The sequence below is a fragment of the Kitasatospora sp. NPDC059646 genome (assembly GCF_042734615.1).
Classification (GTDB): domain Bacteria; phylum Actinomycetota; class Actinomycetes; order Streptomycetales; family Streptomycetaceae; genus Kitasatospora.
In genome coordinates, this window is the sequence record NZ_JBHWDS010000008.1 from 148,336 (window position 1) to 166,675 (window position 18,340).

The window sequence follows — 18,340 nt, forward strand, 5'->3', positions numbered from 1 at the left end:
GGCACGCCGAGAGCACACACCGGACGCCGCGGGATTGCGGCGTGGGTTCGACGACAGACCCTAGAGCTCCGTACGGCGGCGGCGCACCACCACCCACAGGTCCGCCGCCGCCACCAGGGTCAGCACCCCGCAGCCCACCGCGAACACGATCAGCGTCCCGCTGCTGGGTGCGCCGTGCGGCGACGCGAAGCCCGCCCACACCGCGAACCCGGCGGTGCACAGCGCGAAGAACGGCAGGAAGACCACCGACAGCAGGAACCGCAGCTTCAGATCGCTGCGCGCGGTGGCCGGCTCCGTCCCGCTCCGCCAGACCTTCGGCGTCCTCACCCGCCGCATACGCAACCGCCTCCCTCTACCCTTCCAGCGTAGGACTGTCGGGCACGGGAGGCGGAGCGGTGGAGGACAGGCTTGACGACTACCTCGGGCTGCCGGTGGAGCCCGCCCGGGCGCTGGCCGCGGAGCGCGGCTGGCGCACGGTGCGGGTGCTGGAGCCGGAGGCGCTGCTCACCATGGAGTACCGGTCCGACCGGCTCAACCTGACGGTGCGGGACGGCGTGGTGGAGCGCGCCTGGGCGGCCTGAGGAGGCAGCGGGAGCGGGCCGGCCGTCCAGCGCGCCACCGCCGGCTTCGGCCGGGGCGCCGGCGCGGGCCGGGCGAACCGCCCCTCCCGGTGCCAGACGGCCAGCACCCGCTCGTCCAGCGCGGCGACGGCCGGCTCGGCCAGCGGGAGCGACAGCAGCACCAGCGCGCCGGCCGCCCAGCCGGCGAACACGTCCGAGATCCAGTGCGTGCCCAGGTAGACGGTGGTCAGCCCGATCGAGGCCGCGGTGAGCGCCGCCAGCACCGTCCCGGTCCGTCGCCAGCGCGCCGCCAGGTAGGCCAGCACGCCCCAGGTCACCACGGCGTTGGCGGTGTGCCCGGACGGGAAGATGGTGCCGCCGGAGAACAGCTCGGGCGAGCCCACGTAGTGCGCGTAGTGCGGACCCAGCCGGCCGGTCAGGATCTTCACCCCGCCGACGGTGACGTTCAACAGCAGCAGCGCCATGCCCATCACCAGCAGCGGCCGCGCCGAGTGGGTGCGGTAGCAGCGCCAGCCCAGCCACAGGCAGGCCGCGATGGCGGTCGGTCCGCGCTGCCCCGCGATCACCCAGATGTCCAGGTAGGGCAGGGCCTGCGGCCACACCTTGTACGGGCGCAGCTGCTGCAGCGCCCAGTCCAGGTCCACCAGCGGGGAGTCCCACATGATGGCCAGCACCACCGCGAGGTAGAGCACCGCCGTGATGCCGAAGAGCAGAGCGTGCCGCCGGCTGATCGAAGGGAGTGCGGATTCCGTCGCATCGGTGACGGAATCGCGCTCGGACTGGACCGGAACCGTGCGTGGTGTGGTCGATATCCGCTTCTCGGAGGATTCGGGCTTGGCTGGCACGCCTTCGACATTACCGGCTGGCCCTGAGCGGTCCGGGCTATTCGGGCCATCTGTCACCCGCCGGTGATCGGTTGTCCGCACTATCCCCATACGGGCAGTTCAGAGCCGTCGGAGTCGGTCGGGAAAGCCCGGGGGAGTGGGCCAAATCACGCTCCGGGGTGCTCCCGGGCGCCGTTTTCCCGCCGATTCTCCAATTGGCGGGCGGGTGGTGCGAGAACGAAAGGGGCGGCCGATTTCCCGTGACGCGCGTCACTTCCGGGAAATCGGCCGCCTGGTCGGGCGGGCCGGGCGGCTCAGGGCAGCACGCGTTCGACGGCCGCCGCGCCCTGCTCCTCCAGGTCCTTCTTCGCCTTCGCGACCAGCTCCGGCGTGGGGGTGCGCCCCGAGGCCATCACCAGGTCCTCGGGGTCGACCGGGTGCTCCGCCCCGGTGTGCAGCAGGTGGTCCGGGGTGGGCGTCGAGTCGCTGTCCGTGGGTTCGGTCATCAAGATCCTCCGTGGGTGGAGCGCCGAAGGGCCGGGCCCTCGGGCGGGGCGCCTGCCGCCGGGGATTGGCAGGCCTGCACGTCGAGTCTGGACCCGCGCCGGGAGCGGCGCACCACGAGCCCGCCGGCCACTAGTCGAGCGGGCCGCCCGCCACGTAGATGACCTGGCCGGAGACGAAGCCGGCGCCCTCGGAGGCGAGGAAGGAGATGGTGTGCGCGATGTCGTCCGGCACGCCGACCCGCTGCACCGGGATCGCGGAGGCGGCGGCCTGCTTGAAGGCCTCGAACTCCATGCCGACCCGGGCCGCGGTGGCCGCGGTCATGTCGGTGGCGATGAAGCCGGGGGCGACGGCGTTGGCGGTGATGCCGAACTTGCCGAGTTCGATGGCCAGGGTCTTGGTGAAGCCCTGCAGGCCGGCCTTGGCCGCCGAGTAGTTGGCCTGGCCGCGGTTGCCCTGCGCGGAGGAGGAGGACAGGTTGACGATGCGTCCGAAGCCGGCGTCCACCATGTGCTTCTGGATCGCCCGGGTCATCAGGAACGCGCCCTTGAGGTGCACGTTCATCACGGTGTCCCAGTCCGACTCGGACATCTTGAACAGCAGGTTGTCGCGGAGCACGCCCGCGTTGTTCACCAGCACCACGGGGGTGCCCAGCTCGGCGGCGATCCGGTCCACCGCGGCCTGCACCTGCTCGGCGTTCGAGACGTCGGCGCCGACGGCCAGCGCCCGGCCGCCCGCGGCGACGATCGCCTCGGCGGTGCCCTTCGCGTTGGACTCCTCCAGGTCGACCACCGCGACCGCGTAACCGTCCGCGGCCAGCCGGAGTGCGGTGGCGGCGCCGATCCCGCGGGCCGCGCCCGTCACCACGGCCACCCGCACCGGAGCGTCGGCGGTCACGGACGTGCTCTGCTCGGTCATCTTCGTACTCGTCTCTCTCGAAGTCGGACGACGGGACCGGCGCGGGCCGGCGACCCGTGGATGAGAAATAAATGAGGTGCGCAGCGCGCAGCGCGGCAACCTTACCGGCGGGTAGGAATTCCGGCCAGAGGCAGCGCCGCAGGTGACAGAGGGTGAGGGCGGGCGGCGGCCGAGCGGGTGAACCGGGTTGGACGTGGTCCCGACATACGGGGGAAATATGCCAACTTTGCCGAACCTGCGACTACTCTGCGCCCCTACCTGCCGGTCCAGGCCGACCGTTTGTATAGTGTGCGCCAGCAGCCACCGGCTGCACGGCCGGCGCGTCCTTACTCACAGCGGGATGCTCACTCGCCGTTACTGCCCCGCTCGGGTGTCCCACACACCCCCGAGCGTGACACCGGGACGGATTTCATGGTGCTGGGGGAGATCCCGACAACCCGCGTGCCCGGCCGACTGCAGCAGTCGCCCGGTCACCTCATTCGAGTGGCCCAGCAGGTGCACACCCGCTTGTGGTCCGAATACGTCGGTACCGAGCTGACGGCTCCGCAGTTCGCGGTGCTGCTGGTACTGGCGCTGGAACCCGGAGCCGACCAGCGCACGGTCGGCGAACGGGCCTCGCTCGACAAGGCCACGATGGCCGAAATGGTCGCCCGGCTGGTCCGACGGGGCCTGGTGCTCCGCCGCCGCGACCCCGCCGACGGCCGCCGCAAGCTGCTGGCCCTCTCGCAGAGCGGTGCTCAGGCGGTGCGCGAGGCGACCGGCGGCGTGGTCCGCGTCCAGCGGACCCTGTTCGAACCGCTCACCCCGGACGAGCAGCTGGAACTCGTCCGGACCATGGCGCGGATAGCCCGGCTCGAACCGGCCGCCGTCGCCGTGATGGCCGACGCCAGGCCCACGCTGGACGCCCAGCGGGCCATCGGCTACCTGATCCGGGTCGCCCAGCAGGTCCACACGAAGCTGTGGTCGGAGAAGGTCGGCACCGAGCTGACGGCCCCTCAGTACGCCGTGCTGGACGCGCTGGAGACCGAACCGGGCGCCGACCAGCGCACGGTCGGCGAGCTGGCGTCGCTGGACAAGGCGACGATGGCCGAGATGGTCAGCCGGCTGGTGCGGCGCGGCCTGGTGCTGCGTCGCCGCGACCCGTCGGACGGGCGCCGCAACCTGCTCTCGCTCTCCCCGACCGGCCAGGAGCTGCTGCACCGCTCCACCGCCGGGGTCCGCGAGGTCCAGGAGGCGCTGCTCGCTCCGCTGGAGCCGCACGAGCACGCGCCGGCGCTGGCGCTGCTCGCGAAGGCCGCCCGGCTGTAACGATTCTGCAAAGCACCGTCCAAGTTTCGGGCGGCGAACGCGCCCCGGCGGGCACGCGGCACCGCCCGGGACGCGCCGGAAAGGGGCCGACACCTCGTCAGGTGTCGGCCCCTTCCGGCTTCCCGGGGCGTCACTCTCCGTGCTGACGGGGGGTCAGCCTTTGCTGATGCGGCGTCAGTCGGGGCCTCGGGCGGGCCGGTTCGGGCCGTCAGTTCCAGTCGAAGCCGGCCGGGTCCGGGCCGATCCGCTTGCCGGTGGCGACGGCGGCGATCGCCGCGAGGTCCTCGGCGTCCAGCTCGAAGCCCGTCACGTCCAGGTTCTCCCGGATCCGGGCGGGGGTGACCGACTTCGGGATCGCGATCACGCCGCTCTGCAGGTGCCAGCGCAGCACCACCTGGGCCGCCGTGCGGCCGTGCTTCTCGGCGATCTTCAGCAGGGCGGGCTCGGCCAGCAGGTCGCCGCCCTGGCCCAGCGGGCTCCACGCCTCGGTGGCGATGCCGTGCTCGGCGTGGAAGGCGCGCAGCTCGGTCTGCGGGAAGTACGGGTGCAGCTCGACCTGGTTCAGCGCCGGGACCACCGAGGTCTCCTTGAGCAGCAGCTCCAAGTCCGGAACGCGGAAGTTGGAGACGCCGATCGCGCGGACCCGGCCGTCGGCGTGCAGCTGCTCGAAGGCGCGCCAGATGTTCAGGAAGACGGTGCCGTGCATCGGGCGCGGCCAGTGGATCAGGTACAGGTCCAGCTGGTCCAGGCCGAGCTTGGCGAGGGACTCGTCGAAGGCGCGCAGCACGCGGTCGCGGCCCTGCTCGCCGGACCAGTCGACGGTGCCGGAGTTCCACAGCTTGGTGGTCACGAACAGCTCGTCCCGGGCCACGCCGGCCTCGGCGATCGCCTGGCCGGTGCCCGCCTCGTTCTCGTAGATCGCGGCGGTGTCGATCGAGCGGTAGCCCGACTCGATCGCCGTCCGCACCGCCGGGACGGCCTCCGCGTCCGGCACCTGCCAGACGCCGAAGCCGAGCTGCGGGATCCGCACGCCGTTGTTCAGCGCGACGGAGGGGATCGGGGGTACTGCGGGAGTGCTGGTCACGAGAAGGAGTGCCCTTCGGTTGTGCGGAGCTCCAGTCGGTGCTCTGGGTGTGCGGGTGCTTCCAGAACGGCGGCAACCGGGTCGAACATCCGTCTATTCCCCCTGTCCGTGAGTTCCCCTCAACGAGTGAAACGCTTCGGGGGCGGCGGCCGAATCGGGCCGATCCGCAGAAAAACCTGTTGCGTGCGTCACATCGCGGCGGCCACGCTCCCCAGCATGTGACAACGCACCGCCCGTCCGCCGCCCCGCCGCTCCCGGCGGCCGCCGCGGCTCCCCGAGGCTCTCTGCGGCCCTGCGTGGCCCCTCCGCCGTGCCCTCCCCGGCGGTCCTCGCCCGACCCCGTCCCGTAACGGAGCGACCATGCCGCTCGTCCCCCTGCCGCTGCCCGACCCCGGCAGCCCCGACCTCGGCTCACCCCTCGGCTTCCTGCGCTGGCTCCAGCGGTCCCAGCGCAGGGGCCAACTGCTCGCCACGCTCTGGAGCGTCCTGGAGCTCGGCTGCACGGCGGCGCTGCCCGTCGCCGTCGGCCTCGGCGTCCAGGCCGTCGTCGACGGCGACCGCGCCGGGCTGCTGACGGCCGGCCTGCTCGCCCTGCTGCTCTCCGCCGGCCAGACCACCACCACGGTGCTGGTGCACCGGCAGGTGGTGTGGAACTGGATCCACGCCGCCTCCCAGGTGCGCCAGCTGCTGTCCCGTCAGGCGTCCAGCCTCGGCGCCGCGCTGAGCCGGCGGATCGCCACCGGCGAGATCGTCGCCGTCTCCAGCGGAGACGTCGAGAAGATCGGCTGGTACGTCGAGCTCGCCGCCCGGCTGTACGGCGCGGTCCTCGCCTGGCTCGGCGTCAGCATCGCCGTGCTCTGCCGGCAGCCCGGCCTCGGCATCGCCGTGCTGCTCGGCGTCCCCGTGCTGGCCGTGGCGGTCTGGCCGCTGCTCGGGCCGTTCGAGCGGCGCTACACCGAGCAGCGGGCACTCGGCGGCAAGGCCTCCGAGCTCGCCGCCGACACCGTGGCCGGCCTGCGGGTGCTGCGCGGCATCGGCGGCGAGGAGCTGTTCCTGCGGCGCTACCGGGCCGCCTCCCAGCGGGTGCGCGCCGCCGCCGTGCGCACCGCCCGCACCTGGTCCGTGATGCAGGCCCAGGAGGTGCTGCTGCCGGGCCTGTTCGTCATCGGCGTCACCTGGTACGGCGCGCACCTGGCGCTGAACGGCTCGATCGGCGTCGGCGAACTGATCGCCGTCTACGGCGCCACCGCCTTCCTCGCCGCCCCGCTGCGGGTCCTCGGCGAGGCCGCGCACGCCTGGAGCGTCGCCCGGGTCTCGGCCGGCCGCGTGGTGTCCGTACTCGCCCTCACCCGGGACGGCACGGCTGCCGACGGCCCGACGGCCGGCGCCCCCGCCGACCCCGCGGAGCTGGTGCGCCGCGCCGAGCGGTCCGACCTGCACGACCCGACCACCGGCGTCACCGCCCGGGCCGGGCGGCTGACCGCCGTGGTCTGCGGCGACCCCGACGCGGCCGGCGAGCTCGCCGCCCGGCTCGGCGGCCGTCCCGCCCTGGCCGACGGCGAGACACCGCTGCCCTCCGCCCGGCTCGGCGGCACCGAACTCGACGCGGTGCCGCTGGCCGCCGCCCGGGCCGCCGTGCTGGTGCACGACAAGGAGCCGATGCTGCTCTCCGGCACCCTCGCCGACCTGCTCGACGTCCCGCGCTCCGGCCGGATCGACCCCGCCGCCGCCCTCGCCGCCGCCCGCGCGGACGACGCCCTGGAAGCCCTGGTCGACGGCACGCCCGAGTGCGGCGGCGACCCGATGGCGGCCAGGATCACCGAACGCGGCCGCTCGCTCTCCGGCGGCCAGCGCCAACGCCTCGCGCTCGCCCGCTCGCTGATCGCCGACCCGCCCGTCCTGGTGCTGGACGAACCGACCAGCGCGGTGGACGCGCACACCGAGTCCCGGATCGCGGCCGGGCTGCGCGCCCTGCGCGAGGGCCGCACCACCGTGGTCCTGGCGACCAGCCCGCTGCTCCTCGACCAGGCCGACACCGTCCTGCTGGTGCACCACGGCCGGGTCTGCGCCGGCGGCACCCACCGCGAACTGATGGCCGCCGAACCGCGCTACCGGGCGGTGGTCACCCGCGACGAGACCGACCTCGCGGCCGCCGGCACCGGCGTGCCCGCCCCGGGAGGCACGCAGTGAGCGCCGACGCACGGCACCGAACGGCCGCACCGCAGCGCCCCGCTGACGGGCCGTCGGCGCCCCGCCTCCGCCCGGCCTCCGCCGGACGCCGAGGCCGCAACCGAGACCGAGCAGGAGAACGAAGGCGAGGGAGCACCCGGTGAAGCCGCCGACGATCAAGGAACAGGGGCCGGCCACCACGCTGCCGGTCGGGTCCGCCGCCGCGGTGCGGGCCTACGGGCGGATGCTGGCCCGCCGCCACCGGCGCGGGCTGGCCGGCGTGGCCGCCCTGCACGGGACGGCGACGGTGGCGGGCCTGGTCGGCCCGGCCGTGCTCGGGTCGCTGGTGGAGACGCTCTCCACCGGCGGCGGCGCCGACGGAATCGCCGCCGCGGTCGGGTGGTACCTGGCGGCGCTGGTGGCGCAGTCCGTGTTCACCGGGCTGTCGCTGCTGCGCGGCAGCACCCTCGGCGAACGGGTGCTGGCCGACCTCCGGGAGGACTTCCTGGTCCGCTCGGTCGCCCTGCCGCTCGGCGTACTGGAACGCGCCGGCACCGGAGACCTGGTCTCCCGGGGCACCACCGACATCGACCGGCTGGCCCGCTCCATCCGGGACGCGGTGCCCGAACTGGTGGTCGCGGTCGTCTCGGTGCTGCTGGTGCTCGGCGCACTCGTGGTCACCTCGCCGCTGCTCGCCGCCACCGCCGTGCTCGGCCTGCCGCTGCTCGTCCTCACCTCCCGCTGGTACTTCCGGCGCGCCCCGCAGTCCTACCGGAACGAGTCCGCCGGCTACGCCGCCGTCAACACCGCGCTGGCCGAGACGGTCGACGCGGGGCGGACGGTCGAGGCACTGCGACTCGGCCCCCGCCGGGTCGAACTGACGGACCGGAAGATCCACGAGTGGATCTCCTGGGAGCGGTACACGCTGTGGCTGCGCACCGTCTGGTTCCCCACCGTCGACGCCACCTACGCGCTCGCCGTGCTGGGCACGCTGGTGCTCGGCGGGCTGTTCGCGCTGCACGGCTGGATCGGCCCGGGCCGCCTCACCACCGGCGTGCTGTACGCCCAGGCGCTGGTGCACCCGGTCTCGCGGATCCTGCGCTGGTACGACGAACTGCAGATCGGGCAGACCTCGCTGGCCCGGCTGGTCGGCGTCCACGAGGTCGCCGAGCCGGAGACCGACGCGGAGCTGCGCCCCGACGGCCGGCGGGTCGAGGCGCACCGGGTCAGCTTCGGCTACCGGGAAGGGGCGGACGTCCTGCGCGAGATCACGCTGGACGTGGAGCCCGGCAGCCGGGTCGCGCTGGTCGGGCCGTCCGGGGCGGGCAAGTCCACCCTGGGCCGGCTGCTGGCGGGCATCTACGCGCCCGGCCGCGGCCGGGTCACCCTCGGCGGGGCGCAGCTGTCCCGGATGCCCGCCGAGCGGGTGCGCACCGAGGTCGCGCTCGTCAACCAGGAGCACCACGTCTTCGTCGGCAGCCTGCGCGACAACCTCCGGCTGGCCCGGGCGGAGGCCGACGACACCGAGCTGCGGGCCGCGCTGGCCGCGGTGGACGCCGCGGACTGGGCCGACGCGCTGCCGGACGGCCTGGACACCGAAGTCGGCTCCGGCCGGACGGTCCTGACGCCCGCGCAGGCCCAGCAGCTGGCGCTGGCCCGGCTGGTGCTGGCCGATCCGCACACCCTGGTGCTGGACGAGGCGACCTCGCTGCTCGACCCGCGGGCCGCCAGGCACCTGGAGCGCTCGCTGTCGAGGGTGCTGGCGGGTCGCACGGTGGTGGCGATCGCGCACCGGCTGCACACCGCGCACGACGCGGACGTGATCGCGGTGGTCGAGCAGGGCCGGATCACCGAGTACGGGCCGCACCCGGAGCTGGTGGCCTCCGGCGGGCCGTACGCGGCGCTGTGGCGCTCCTGGCGCGACGAGCGGCCCGCGCACCGCCCGGGCGGCGCCACCGTCCGCGAGGCCGCCCCGGGCGGGGCGGCCGGTTCGGTGCCCGGTCCCGCCGGAGGCCCGCCGCCCGGGCCGGGCGGGAGCCCGGCGGGGAGCCCGGTCGGCGGTGCCGGATCGGCGGAGTGTGGTGCGGACGGGTGAATGCACGGCCCGGGCGGTGGTGGTGCGACGATCACCGCCCGGGGCGGGGGCACACTGCCGGGGTGACCAAGACTTCAGGTGGTTCTCCGACCGGTGCCCAGCGCGGTGAGATCGCCGGCATCCCCACCCGGTACATCGGCATCGGCGTCATCGTGGTGCTGGCGATCTGGTTCCTGTTCGCCAACCTGGACAAGGTGAAGATCCAGTTCTGGGTCTTCACCGTCACCTGTCCGCTCTGGATCGCCCTGCTGGCGACGCTGCTCGCGGGGACGGCGCTCGGCTGGCTGCTGAAGGGGCGGCGCACCAGGTGACGGGTCCGCAGGAGGCTGCGGACCGGCCGGTCGGCGAGCCGCTGATCGAACTGCGCCGGGTGAACAAGCACTACGGTGCCCTGCACGTGCTGCAGGACATCGACCTGACGGTGGGTCGGGGCGAGGTCGTGGTGGTGATCGGCCCGTCCGGGTCGGGCAAGTCCACGCTGTGCCGGGCGATCAACCGGCTGGAGGCGGTGGAGAGCGGCGACATCCTGATCGAGGGCCGGCCGCTGCCAGCCGAGGGCAAGTACCTGGCGAAACTGCGCGCCGAGGTCGGGATGGTGTTCCAGTCCTTCAACCTGTTCGCGCACCGCACGGTGCTGCAGAACGTGACGCTCGCCCAGGTCAAGGTGCGCAAGCGCGGCAAGGCGGAGGCGGAGGCGAAGGGGCGGGCGCTGCTGGAGCGGGTGGGGCTGGCCTCGCAGGCGGACAAGTACCCGGCGCAGCTGTCCGGCGGTCAGCAGCAGCGGGTGGCGATCGCCCGGGCGCTGGCGATGGACCCGAAGGCGCTGCTGTTCGACGAGCCGACCTCGGCGCTCGACCCCGAGATGATCAACGAGGTGCTGGAGGTGATGCGCTCGCTGGCCGCCGAGGGGATGACCATGGTGGTGGTCACCCACGAGATGGGCTTCGCGCGCTCCGCCGCCAACCGCGTGGTGTTCATGGCGGACGGGCGGATCGTCGAGGACCGGGTCCCCGAGGAGTTCTTCGCCGACCCGCGCAGCGACCGGGCCCGGGACTTCCTCTCCAAGATCCTGAAGCACTGAGGCGGCGCGGTGAGGAAACAGCTCTTGCCCGTGCTGGCGCTGCTCGCCGTGCTGACCGCGCCGGCCGGCCTGTCCGCGTGCGGCAAGGAGGGCACCCCGCCGCCGAAGGGCCCGCAGCCCGGCGCGCTGCCCAGCTACGAGGTGCGCAGCGGCGACCCGATCACCGGCTCGCCGACCCTGGACGCGGCCCGCTCGCGCGGCCACCTGGTGGTCGGCGCCAAGGAGGACCAGCCGTACCTGGGGCAGAAGAATCCGGCCACCGGCGAGTACTCGGGCTTCGACATCGAGATCGCCAGGATGGTCGGCGCCTACCTGGGCTTCGGCCCGGACCGGATCGAGTTCCGCACCATCGCCTCCGCGAACCGCGAGACGGCGCTGCAGAACGGCCAGGTCGACTACTACGTGGGCACCTACACCATCAACGAGAACCGCAAGAAGCTGGTCGGCTTCGCCGGCCCGTACTTCATCGCCGGGCAGGCGCTGATGGTCCGCAAGAACGAGACGAAGATCAACGGCCCGCAGGACCTGGCGGGGCGGAAGGTCTGCTCGGCCGCCGGCTCCACCCCGTACCAGCGGATCCAGACCAACTACCCGAAGGCCAAGCTGGTCGGCTACGACACCTACTCGGCGTGCGTGGACAACCTGATCAGCAATCAGGTCGACGCGGTGACCACGGACAACGCGATCCTGCAGGGCTTCGTGGCGAAGGTCCCGGACGAGCTGAAGATGGTCGGCGAGCCGTTCTCCACCGAGCCGTACGGCATCGGCGTCCCCAAGAACGACACCGTGCTGCGGATGGCGATCAACGACGCGCTGCAGCTGAACATGGACAACGGCAACTGGAAGAAGGCGTACGACGCGACGCTCGGCCTCTCCGGAGTGCCGGCGCCGCCGCCCCCGGCCATCGACCGGTACAAGTGAGCAGGGGGCGCGGATGAACGTCCTGATCGACAACTGGTCCACCTACTGGCACGGCTTCCTCGGCACGCTCTGGCTCACCCTGGTCGGCGGGGCGCTGGCGCTGGTGCTCGGGGTGCTGATGGCCGGCTTCCGGGTGTCGCCGGTGAAGCCGCTGCGGGCGTTCGGCACCGGCTGGGTGACGGTGCTCCGGAACACCCCGCTGACCCTGCTGTTCTTCATCGTGGTGCTGGGCCTGCCCCGCTTCCACATCACGCTGCCGTTCTTCACCTTCGCCGTGCTGGCGCTGGGCTGCTACACCTCCGCGTTCGTCTGCGAGGCGCTGCGCTCCGGCGTGAACACGGTGCCGGTCGGGCAGGGCGAGGCGGCCCGCTGCCTGGGCATGACGTTCGGTCAGACGCTGAGCCTGGTCGTCATGCCGCAGGCGTACCGCGCGGTGATCGCCCCCCTGGGCAGCGTGATGATCGCGCTGGCGAAGAACTCGGCGATCGCCGGCTCGTTCAGCGTGACCGAGCTGCTCGGCACCTACCGGACCATCAACGAGCTGGGCTACAGCATCATCTGGACCTTCGTCTGGATCGCTGTCGGCTACCTGATCCTCACGCTGGCGATCAGCGCCCTGTTCAACCTGCTGGAACGACGGGTGGCGGTGTCCCGATGACGGTGGAGTCCTCCGCGCTGTACGACATCCCCGGCCCGAAAGCGCAGGCCCGGCACCGGCTGTACGGCATCCTGGCGCTGGTGGTGATCGCCGCCGTCATCGGCTGGGTGATCTGGATGCTGTTCCACACCGACCAGTTCACCTACCAGAAGTGGATGGCCTTCCAGTACAAGGGCGTGCAGCGCCTGCTGCTGGACGGTCTCGGCAACACCCTGAAGGCGTTCGGCTGGACGGTGCTGTTCGCGCTGCCGTTCGGCGCGCTGTTCGCCGCGGGACGGCTCTCCGACCACCGGGCGGTGCGCTGGGTGTCCACCGTGGTGGTCGAGTTCTTCCGGGCGATGCCGCTGCTGGTGATGATCTTCTTCATCTTCGTCGCCCTCAAGGTCGAACCGCTGTGGGCCCTGGTCGCCGGCCTCACCCTGTACAACGGCTCGGTGCTGGCCGAGGTGTTCCGGGCCGGCGTACTGGCCGTCCCCAAGGGCCAGAAGGAGGCGGCGTTCGCGCTCGGCCTGCGCAAGACGCAGGTGATGACGTACGTGCTGGTGCCGCAGGCCGTCCGGGCGATGCTGCCGACCATCGTCAGCCAGCTGGTGGTGGCGCTGAAGGACACCTCGCTGGGCTTCCTGATCACCTTCGAGGAGTTCCTGCACGCCGGGAAGCTGATCGCCACCAACCTGGACTACGACCTGCCGTTCATCCCCGTCGTGATGGTGATCTCCCCGATCTACATCGGCATGTGTCTGCTGCTGTCCTGGCTGGCCAAGTGGCTGGAGGCGCGCGGCCGCCGCAGCCCCAAGGAGGCGGTGCCGGTCGCCGAGGCCGGGCCGGTGCTGGACGCCCAGGGGTGACCTGCCGGGCCGAAATGCCCGGCCCCGGGGCGGGGAGATCGGTTAGGGTCGATTGGTTCGTGACCGCGTGCCGACCAGGAGTTACCGGATGTCCGTGCTGCCCAGCCGCCAGGGCCTGCCCGAGGCCGAAGTGATCGACCGGCGGGAGGGCCCGTACGGAGAGGTGGCGCTGCGGCGGCGCGGCGGGCACTACGAGATCATCGCGAACGGCTGCTTCCTGATGGACACCGCCGACGGCCGCTCCGAACGACTGCTGGTGCAGGCCGCGTTGGACGGACTGGCCGAGCCCCGCCCGAGCGTGCTGATCGGCGGCCTCGGCGTCGGCTTCTCGCTGGCGTACGCCGCCGCCGAGCCCCGCTGGGGGCGGATCGCCGTGGCCGAGCGCGAGGCGGCGATCATCGACTGGCACCGCACCGGCCCGCTCGGCGCGTTCTCCGCCGGCGCGCTGGACGACCCCCGGGTCGAGGTGCTGCACACCGACCTGGTCCGGTACCTGGCCGAGTCCGCCGACCGCTACGACGCGCTCTGCCTCGACATCGACAACGGCCCCGGCTGGACGGTCGGCGAGGAGAACGACAGCCTGTACGGCCCCGCCGGCCTGGCCGACGCCGCCGCCCGGCTCCGGCCCGGCGGCATCCTCGCGGTGTGGAGCGCCCAGCCGTCCTCCGCCTTCGAACAGGCGCTGCGGGACGCCGGGTTCACCGACGTCCGCACCGAGGAGATCGCCGTCGAGCGCGGCGTCCCGGACGTCGTCCACCTGGCCCGCCGGGCGGCCTGACCCGATCGCGGACGGAGCGGCCGGATCCGGCGGGGAAGTCGTGCACGTGACGCGTTCCCACCGGCCGCCGCGTGCGGCATGATCATCGTCATGTCGGACGAGAAGACCGACCTCCTGGCGTGCCTCTGGGACGAGTTCAGCGCCATGAGGTTCCCCACGGGCTGGTACGACCGGGAGCCCGAAGGCACCTGCCTGGTCACCCTGGACACCGTCCTGACCGGCTTCGCCGCCAACGTCCTCGACGGCCCCGCCCTCAGCGCCCGCCACCGCGACCACCTGCGCCGCCGCATCGAGCTCCTCGGCCAGCTGCTGCCCGCCTTCGCGGTCGACGGCTACGCCTCCCGGTACTTCGTCGCGCTCTACCGGATGGCCGTGCTGGCCGAGGAGATCGACGGGGAACGCGCCGCCGACTGAACCCCCGTCAGGCTGCCGAGGCCGCGTGCAGCACGGCCCGGAGCCGCTCCACCTCGCGCCGCCGGTCCGCGCCCCGGTCCGCGTCGTCCCAGAGCTCGGCGAGTTCGGAGTCCTCGCCGAGCACGGTGCCCGGCGCGTCCAGGGCGAGCCGCCGGAGGTCGGCGTCGAACACCGGCAGCGGCTGGTCCGGCCCGTACGCGGTGCTCACCGGCCCGCCGCCCGGGCACTGCGAGGCCACCAGCGCGGCGGCGGCGACGATCCGGTCCCCGTCCCACGCGTCGAGGTGGCCCAACTCGGCGGCGCCGCCGCCGAGCACCGCACGGACCAGGCCCTCGCGCAGCTCCGGGGCGGCCGCGTCGAGGTCGCCCGCGAAGTCCGCGGCGGTGTCGTTGTCGAACGGGCCGGTGGCCCAGGCGCCCATGGCGGTCTTCCTCCGAGTCGGGCCCGGAGATCCTCGCAGGGGGTGCTGACGGACCGGGCGCGAGCGGCCCGGTCAGGCCGCGGGCAGGGTCTCGGCGAGGAGCGGGAGCAGGCGGTCCCAGTGCAGGCGCAGGCCGGTGGCGCTGAACGCGGACGTGTCGGACATGGTGAAGCCGTGGACGGTGCCGGGGTAGATCTCGGAGGTGTGGTCGAGGCCCGCCGCGTCCAGCGCGCGGTTGAGGTCGGCGAGCGTGTCCGGCGTCAGGTCGGTTGCGGCATGGCCCAGATGGAGCCGCGCGGCGACCTCGGCGAACAGCTCCGGCCCGTCCGCGGCCACCGGGGCGTGGAACGCGGCGACCGCCGCCACCTGGTGCGGGCGGGCCGCGGCGGTGCGCATCGCCAGGAGGCCGCCGAAGCAGTAGCCGGTCACCGCGACCGGGCCGGGGCCGACCTCGGGCCGCGCGGTGAGGAAGTCGAGGTAGTCGGCGGCGTCGCTGCGCGAGAGCTCCGCGGTGTGCGCCCGGATCAGCGGCATCAGCCGGGCGAACAGGTCGGCCCGGGACTCGTCGATGAACGCGGGCAGTTCGACCACCGGCGTCGGGCCGTGCCGGTGGAACGGGTTCGGGACGAGCACGTAGTACCCGTGCTCCGCCAGCTCCCGGGCCATCTCCCGCACCACGGGCCGGATCCCGAAGGCGTCCGGGTACATCAGCACCCCCGGGTACTGCCCGTCGCCGTCCGGGTGGACGGCGAACGCGTCGGCGGAGCCGCCGTCCGTCGTGGGGATCCGCAGCTCGGTGCTCAGCGTCTTGCCGGTCATCAATTCTCCTGTCGTGGTGGACATTCGAGCCTGGGGTCGACACACGAGGGAGGGGGAGCCCGCGCCGCAGCGCGGGACCGTCGATCCGGCGGAGGGCCGGCAACGGCCCGGACGGCGCTCAGCGGAGCGCCGGGTCACCGATTCGTGCGTGGCGCGAGGCCGTCCCGGTCGTCATGGTCGAACAACGTAGCCGACCGCGCGAGGCCGGGGCCAGTGGTGCAGGTCAACGGCGGGGGTCAACGGTTCCGGGACGCACGAACGTTGGGGGACGGGCGGTCCGGCGTCCCGGAGCAGCGGGCGCGACGGACCGTCAGTACGCCGCGTTCGCGCGGTCGTTGAACCAGTCCGGCAGGTTCGGCCACCACTCGCCCGCGCCCGCGGTGAACGTCAGGCCGTCGCCAGTCAGGTTCACCTTCTGGCCGGAGTAGCTGCCCCAGCTGCGGAGCGAGGAGACCTTGTGGTTCACCAGGACCGGGAAGACCGTCCAGGTCCCGAGCTGGAACTCCCAGCAGTCGCCCGCGTAGTTGTAGTCGGTGAACACCTGGCCGTACCCCGCCTGCCCGTAGTGGGTGCAGTTGCCCGTCGCATGGGCGGCGGGGGCGACGGCGCCCAGCGCGGCCGCGGTCGCGAAGGCGACGATCGAGGCCTTGACGGCCTTGACGGCCTTCGCGGCAGTGGGACGGGGCTTCCCGGCGGAGCTCAGGGACATCGCGACCTTCTCTCGTGACGTGGTGCCTGCCACGAGTGATGATGATCGTTCGGCGGGCGCCGGACCAGTAGGGCGTCGGCCAACGAGGGGCGCGGAACTCGCCGCTGACGGAACCCTCGGGATGTGCGCGGGAGACGCGAACGGCGAGCCCGGTGGGGGCTCGCCGTTCGGGCGGGATCAGCCGAAGGGGCTGGTGGCCGGCGGGGGCGGCGGCGCCTGGGGGGCCGCGGCGGGCGCCGGCGGCGCGGACAGGCCGCCGAAGGGGTTGAAGTCGGCCGGGGGCACCTTGACCAGGCGTCCCTTGGGCTCCTCCTGCTCGCCGTCGGCGGCGGCCGTGTTCTGGGCGGGCGGGGCCGGAGGGGCGAACGGGTTGAAGTCCGCCGGGGGGACCTTGACGAGCCGTCCCTTCTTCGGGTCCGCCGCCTCAGGTTCGGGTGCGGGCGCGGGGGCGGGTGCAGCGGCGGGTGCGCCGAACGGGTCGGGTGCGGCGGCGGGTGTGGCGAAGGGGTCCGGGGTGGCGAAGGGGTCGGGTGCGCCGAAGGGGTCTGCGGCGGCCGGGGTGGCGGGCGTGGGTGCGGCTGCGGCGGGGGTGGGTGCCGGGGCGAGTCCGGCGAACGGGTTGAAGTCCGCCGGGGGGACCTTGACGAGCCGTCCCTTCTTCGGGTCCGCCGCCTCCGGCTCCGGCTCCGGCACGGGGGCGGGTGCGGCGGCGGGTGCGCCGAACGGGTCGGCGGCCGGGGCAGGTTGGGCCTGGGCGGTCGGGGCGGGAGCCGGGGTGCCGAAGGGGTTGAACTCGGCGGGCGGCACCCGGACCGTGGTGCCCTTGGCCGGCTCCTCGGGGACCGCCGGGGCCTGGGCGGGCGCGCCGAACGGATCGGCGGAGGCCAGCACCGGGGACGGCTGCTGGGCCGGCAGGTCGGCGGGGGCCGGAGCCGCGAAGGGGTTGAAGTCGGACGGCGGCACCCGCACCGACGTCCCGGACGGCGCCTCCGGCTGCTCCGGCACGGCCACCGGCACCGGCGGTGCGGCCGGGGCGGACGGCGCGGACTGCGCCGTCGCGGCCGGGGCCTGCGCCGGCATGGCCCGGCCGACCGGCACCGGGGCGGGGGCCACCGACACACCGTCCCAGGCGAGCTGGACCGAGCAGAGGAGGTCCGCGAAGACCGAGGTGTAGACGTCCCAGTCCGCGGTGTCCGACGTGGTCAGCTGGATCGTCAGGACCGTGGCCCCGTCCGGCATCGGCACGAAGGCCTCGACCACCGAGCTGTACACCGTGCCGCCCGTGCTCTCGCCGCGCAGCTCGGTCAGCGCGGGCATCGCCCGGTTCTCCACCAGCACCGCCGCCGGACCGGCCGGCAGCAGCACCGTCCACACCTCGGAGTTCGGGCGCTCGGTGGACAGGTCCACCGCCAACTCCTGGATCGGCTGCGCGCACGGAACCGTCGACACCACCAGCGAGACCCGCGACCGGCGGCCGTTCACCAGCAGCGCGGCGACGCCCGCGTAGGAGACGTTCGCGGTGGCGAACTGCTCCGCCAGCAGTGCGGCCACCACGGCGAAGTCGTTGCGTTCCGCCGGGGTGCAGCCGGAGAACAACTCCTCCGCGGTCTCGGCGAGATGGGCCGAGAGGGCATTGCCCGAACCGCGAACCGTCAGCGTGTGGAAGGCCGGCGGGACCACCAGCCGCGCCTCGACGCCGGAACCGGTCGACAACTCGTCGGGGGCGACGGTGACACGGGGCTCGGCCAGCGCAGCGAGGGACTGCGTGAACCCGGCGAGGGGTCCGCTGTCCACCGGCGTCGGCTCGGCGTGCAGGCGCAGCGCGGAAGCTGACGGAACGTCGGACAGGCCGAGGGCGGACGCCGCGAAACGCTGCGTCAGCACCGGGACGGCCTCGCGGCCGGCGTTGGCGTTCGGGCGGCGGATGCCGGAGACCTCGATCACCGTGCCGAGCTTCGGCACGGACAGCAGGCCCGGGCCGATCTGGCTGATCCGCAGACCGAACAGGGCCTTGGCGGCCGGGTGCTGGGGCCGGCGGAACGCGGTGAGCGCGTCGACGGGGTAGTGGGTGGCGCGGCTGCCGAGAAGTGCGGCGCACGCCGCGTCCAGCGTGGCCGTGATCCGGTCTGCGGCGGCGAAGCCGTCCTGCGTCATTCGCCGAGCCCCCTCGTTCTCGGGTGTGGACAGTTCAGCCACTTTTTATCAGAC

Annotated in this window: 18 protein-coding genes and 1 pseudogene; 10 read left to right on the top strand and 9 right to left on the bottom strand. The window is 73.5% G+C overall.

Translation table 11 applies throughout. From position 1 onward, the window contains the following. Positions 1–60: 60 nt before the first annotated feature. The 4 genes from ACFV1L_RS08035 to fabG all read right to left on the bottom strand — a co-directional run bounded on the left by ACFV1L_RS08035 (position 61) and on the right by fabG (position 2,827). Complete coding sequence (locus ACFV1L_RS08035; RefSeq protein ID WP_380363947.1) at positions 61–336, bottom strand: DUF6343 family protein; 276 nt, start codon at positions 334–336, stop codon at positions 61–63. Positions 337–415: 79 nt separating this feature from the next. Further along, complete coding sequence (locus ACFV1L_RS08040) at positions 416–1,273, bottom strand: phosphatase PAP2 family protein (protein ID WP_380363949.1); 858 nt, start codon at positions 1,271–1,273, stop codon at positions 416–418. A gap of 446 nt (positions 1,274–1,719) precedes the next feature. Continuing rightward, on the bottom strand, positions 1,720–1,911 hold the full coding sequence (locus ACFV1L_RS08045; protein ID WP_380363950.1) for a hypothetical protein: 192 nt from the start codon (positions 1,909–1,911) through the stop codon (positions 1,720–1,722). Between the two features lie 130 nt (positions 1,912–2,041). Further along, on the bottom strand, positions 2,042–2,827 hold the full coding sequence (fabG, locus tag ACFV1L_RS08050) for a 3-oxoacyl-ACP reductase FabG (RefSeq protein WP_380363952.1): 786 nt from the start codon (positions 2,825–2,827) through the stop codon (positions 2,042–2,044). A 507-nt stretch (positions 2,828–3,334) separates the two neighbouring features. On the opposite strand from fabG, the gene ACFV1L_RS08055 reads away from it, so the two are divergent. Then, positions 3,335–4,135 carry a MarR family winged helix-turn-helix transcriptional regulator gene (locus ACFV1L_RS08055; protein WP_380363954.1) on the top strand — a complete coding sequence of 267 codons (801 nt, stop codon included), beginning with the start codon at positions 3,335–3,337 and terminating at the stop codon, positions 4,133–4,135. 208 nt (positions 4,136–4,343) lie between these two features. Here ACFV1L_RS08055 and ACFV1L_RS08060 read toward each other — a convergent pair whose 3' ends face one another. Next, positions 4,344–5,219, bottom strand: coding sequence for an aldo/keto reductase (locus ACFV1L_RS08060; protein WP_380363955.1), 876 nt, complete (start codon positions 5,217–5,219; stop codon positions 4,344–4,346). A gap of 360 nt (positions 5,220–5,579) precedes the next feature. Here ACFV1L_RS08060 and ACFV1L_RS08065 point away from each other — a divergent pair, with 360 nt between their 5' ends. The 9 genes and pseudogenes from ACFV1L_RS08065 (at position 5,580) to ACFV1L_RS08105 (ending at position 14,183) form a co-directional block, all read left to right on the top strand. Beyond that, positions 5,580–7,409 carry an ABC transporter transmembrane domain-containing protein gene (locus tag ACFV1L_RS08065; RefSeq protein WP_380363957.1) on the top strand — a complete coding sequence of 610 codons (1,830 nt, stop codon included), beginning with the start codon at positions 5,580–5,582 and terminating at the stop codon, positions 7,407–7,409. A gap of 139 nt (positions 7,410–7,548) precedes the next feature. Next, positions 7,549–9,306: pseudogene (locus tag ACFV1L_RS08070) on the top strand (ABC transporter ATP-binding protein); the annotation flags it as partial. Between the two features lie 239 nt (positions 9,307–9,545). Then, the gene (locus ACFV1L_RS08075; RefSeq protein WP_380363958.1) at positions 9,546–9,794 is read left to right on the top strand and encodes a LapA family protein; all 249 of its coding nucleotides are present in this window, start codon (positions 9,546–9,548) and stop codon (positions 9,792–9,794) included. 41 nt (positions 9,795–9,835) lie between these two features. Further along, entirely contained in the window at positions 9,836–10,564 is a 729-nt protein-coding gene (locus ACFV1L_RS08080) for an amino acid ABC transporter ATP-binding protein (RefSeq protein WP_380364014.1), read from the top strand. A gap of 24 nt (positions 10,565–10,588) precedes the next feature. After that, positions 10,589–11,485 (top strand): glutamate ABC transporter substrate-binding protein, encoded by an 897-nt coding sequence (locus ACFV1L_RS08085; RefSeq protein ID WP_380363960.1) that lies wholly within the window; start codon positions 10,589–10,591, stop codon positions 11,483–11,485. A gap of 13 nt (positions 11,486–11,498) precedes the next feature. Beyond that, the gene (locus tag ACFV1L_RS08090) at positions 11,499–12,143 is read left to right on the top strand and encodes an amino acid ABC transporter permease (RefSeq protein WP_380363961.1); all 645 of its coding nucleotides are present in this window, start codon (positions 11,499–11,501) and stop codon (positions 12,141–12,143) included. Continuing rightward, on the top strand, positions 12,140–12,991 hold the full coding sequence (locus ACFV1L_RS08095; protein WP_380363963.1) for an amino acid ABC transporter permease: 852 nt from the start codon (positions 12,140–12,142) through the stop codon (positions 12,989–12,991). The genes ACFV1L_RS08090 and ACFV1L_RS08095 overlap by 4 nt, the downstream gene beginning before the upstream one ends. A gap of 88 nt (positions 12,992–13,079) precedes the next feature. Then, on the top strand, positions 13,080–13,769 hold the full coding sequence (locus tag ACFV1L_RS08100; RefSeq protein ID WP_380363965.1) for a spermidine synthase: 690 nt from the start codon (positions 13,080–13,082) through the stop codon (positions 13,767–13,769). Positions 13,770–13,859: 90 nt separating this feature from the next. Beyond that, positions 13,860–14,183, top strand: coding sequence for a hypothetical protein (locus tag ACFV1L_RS08105; RefSeq protein WP_380363966.1), 324 nt, complete (start codon positions 13,860–13,862; stop codon positions 14,181–14,183). 7 nt (positions 14,184–14,190) lie between these two features. Here the strand turns inward: ACFV1L_RS08105 and ACFV1L_RS08110 are convergent, their stop codons facing one another. From ACFV1L_RS08110 to ACFV1L_RS08125, 4 genes are all read right to left on the bottom strand, one after another. Then, positions 14,191–14,604 (bottom strand): DUF4259 domain-containing protein, encoded by a 414-nt coding sequence (locus ACFV1L_RS08110; RefSeq protein WP_380363968.1) that lies wholly within the window; start codon positions 14,602–14,604, stop codon positions 14,191–14,193. A gap of 72 nt (positions 14,605–14,676) precedes the next feature. Further along, positions 14,677–15,423, bottom strand: coding sequence for a dienelactone hydrolase family protein (locus ACFV1L_RS08115; protein ID WP_380363970.1), 747 nt, complete (start codon positions 15,421–15,423; stop codon positions 14,677–14,679). Positions 15,424–15,733: 310 nt separating this feature from the next. Further along, the gene (locus ACFV1L_RS08120; protein ID WP_380363972.1) at positions 15,734–16,132 is read right to left on the bottom strand and encodes a hypothetical protein; all 399 of its coding nucleotides are present in this window, start codon (positions 16,130–16,132) and stop codon (positions 15,734–15,736) included. Positions 16,133–16,309: 177 nt separating this feature from the next. Then, entirely contained in the window at positions 16,310–18,286 is a 1,977-nt protein-coding gene (locus tag ACFV1L_RS08125; RefSeq protein ID WP_380363974.1) for a hypothetical protein, read from the bottom strand. Between the last annotated feature and the right edge of the window lie 54 nt (positions 18,287–18,340).

Coding starts and splice junctions, on each gene's coding strand:
- ACFV1L_RS08035 (WP_380363947.1), bottom strand. CDS start 336: ATGCGGCGGGTGAGGACGCCGAAGGTCTGGCGGAGCGGGACGGAGCCG.
- ACFV1L_RS08045 (WP_380363950.1), bottom strand. CDS start 1,911: ATGACCGAACCCACGGACAGCGACTCGACGCCCACCCCGGACCACCTG.
- fabG (WP_380363952.1), bottom strand. CDS start 2,827: ATGACCGAGCAGAGCACGTCCGTGACCGCCGACGCTCCGGTGCGGGTG.
- ACFV1L_RS08065 (WP_380363957.1), top strand. CDS start 5,580: ATGCCGCTCGTCCCCCTGCCGCTGCCCGACCCCGGCAGCCCCGACCTC.
- ACFV1L_RS08090 (WP_380363961.1), top strand. CDS start 11,499: ATGAACGTCCTGATCGACAACTGGTCCACCTACTGGCACGGCTTCCTC.
- ACFV1L_RS08095 (WP_380363963.1), top strand. CDS start 12,140: ATGACGGTGGAGTCCTCCGCGCTGTACGACATCCCCGGCCCGAAAGCG.
- ACFV1L_RS08100 (WP_380363965.1), top strand. CDS start 13,080: ATGTCCGTGCTGCCCAGCCGCCAGGGCCTGCCCGAGGCCGAAGTGATC.
- ACFV1L_RS08105 (WP_380363966.1), top strand. CDS start 13,860: ATGTCGGACGAGAAGACCGACCTCCTGGCGTGCCTCTGGGACGAGTTC.
- ACFV1L_RS08110 (WP_380363968.1), bottom strand. CDS start 14,604: ATGGGCGCCTGGGCCACCGGCCCGTTCGACAACGACACCGCCGCGGAC.
- ACFV1L_RS08115 (WP_380363970.1), bottom strand. CDS start 15,423: ATGACCGGCAAGACGCTGAGCACCGAGCTGCGGATCCCCACGACGGAC.
- ACFV1L_RS08120 (WP_380363972.1), bottom strand. CDS start 16,132: ATGTCCCTGAGCTCCGCCGGGAAGCCCCGTCCCACTGCCGCGAAGGCC.
- ACFV1L_RS08125 (WP_380363974.1), bottom strand. CDS start 18,286: ATGACGCAGGACGGCTTCGCCGCCGCAGACCGGATCACGGCCACGCTG.